Annotated in this window: 2 protein-coding genes; both read right to left on the bottom strand. The window is 58.7% G+C overall.

The genetic code is table 11. The annotated features are described in order from the left end of the window. Positions 1 to 250 (bottom strand): amidase family protein (locus A2I95_RS40270; RefSeq protein ID WP_291737929.1); only part of this gene is annotated, 250 nt, incomplete at its 3' end. A gap of 255 nt (positions 251 to 505) precedes the next feature. Continuing rightward, positions 506 to 1,184, bottom strand: a 679-nt coding sequence (locus tag A2I95_RS40265) for a peptide chain release factor-like protein (protein WP_291737928.1), incomplete at its 5' end; no start/stop codon positions are given.

Below are 1,184 nucleotides of genomic sequence, written 5' to 3'. Positions count from 1 at the left end.
CACCGCGCACGTTGACCAGATCCTTCACCGCCATCGGCAGCCCGTGCAGCGGTCCACGCGGGGCATTTTGATCCGCCGCCCGTGCCTCCTGCATCAATTCCTCTTCGTCCCGCAGACCCACAATGGCATTCACCGCGCCATTGACCTTTGCAATCCGGTCCAGCGTCTGGCGCATCACGTCCTCAGCCGTCAACCGACCTGCTGACAGATCCGCCAGAATTTCAGTAGCGCTTCGCATAGGCTGCGACATGTTCAAATATCCCGATGTATGTTTTGATCAGCCTAACCGGGGGAATTTTGTAAAAAAACCCACAGATGAAAAACATCTTATCCAAACCGTCAAAAAATAACGCGGGCTTGCCTGCGACGGCGCGGTCCACAAATATGACGACCGCGTGGATCAGCGGACCTGGCGCGAGCACATTGAACCTGGGCATCTTTGCAGACATGAAAAAGGCCGGACAAATCCGGCCTTGCACAATCAATCCATTGGTTTGGGCACCGGTTAGTCGCCCTGCGCCTCAGAGCGGCTCTTGCCAGCCACATTCAACGCCAGCGTCGCCGCCATGAAACCGTCCAGGTCGCCATCCAACACGCCCTTGGTATCAGAGGTTTCATGGTTGGTGCGCAGATCCTTGACCATCTGATAGGGCTGCAACACGTAAGACCGGATCTGGTTGCCCCAGCCCGCATCGCCCTTGGCCTCGTGGGCGGCGTTGATCGCCTCGTTGCGGCGGTCCAGCTCCTGCTGATACAGGCGCGATTTCAGCGCCTTCATGGCGATGTCGCGGTTCTGGTGCTGCGATTTTTCCGAAGAGGTCACCACGATGCCAGTTGGGATGTGGGTGATCCGCACCGCCGAGTCTGTGGTGTTCACGTGCTGGCCGCCTGCGCCTGAGGACCGGTAGGTATCGACCCGGATATCAGAAGGGTTCACGTCGATCTCGATATTGTCGTCCACCACCGGATAAACCCAGACCGAGCTGAACGACGTGTGCCGCTTGGCCGCCGAGTCATAAGGCGAGATCCGCACCAGCCGGTGCACGCCGCTCTCGGATTTCAGCCAGCCATAGGCGTTGTGGCCGGAAATCTTGTAGGCGGCGGATTTGATGCCCGCCTCGTCGCCTGCGCTTTCGGATTGCAGCTCGACCTTGTAACCCTTCTTCTCAGCCCAGCGGACATAC

This window comes from Leisingera sp. F5 (assembly GCF_001593695.1).
The sequence above is the reverse complement of the archived record's forward strand: the minus strand, read 5'-3'. Positions and strand labels throughout refer to the sequence as shown.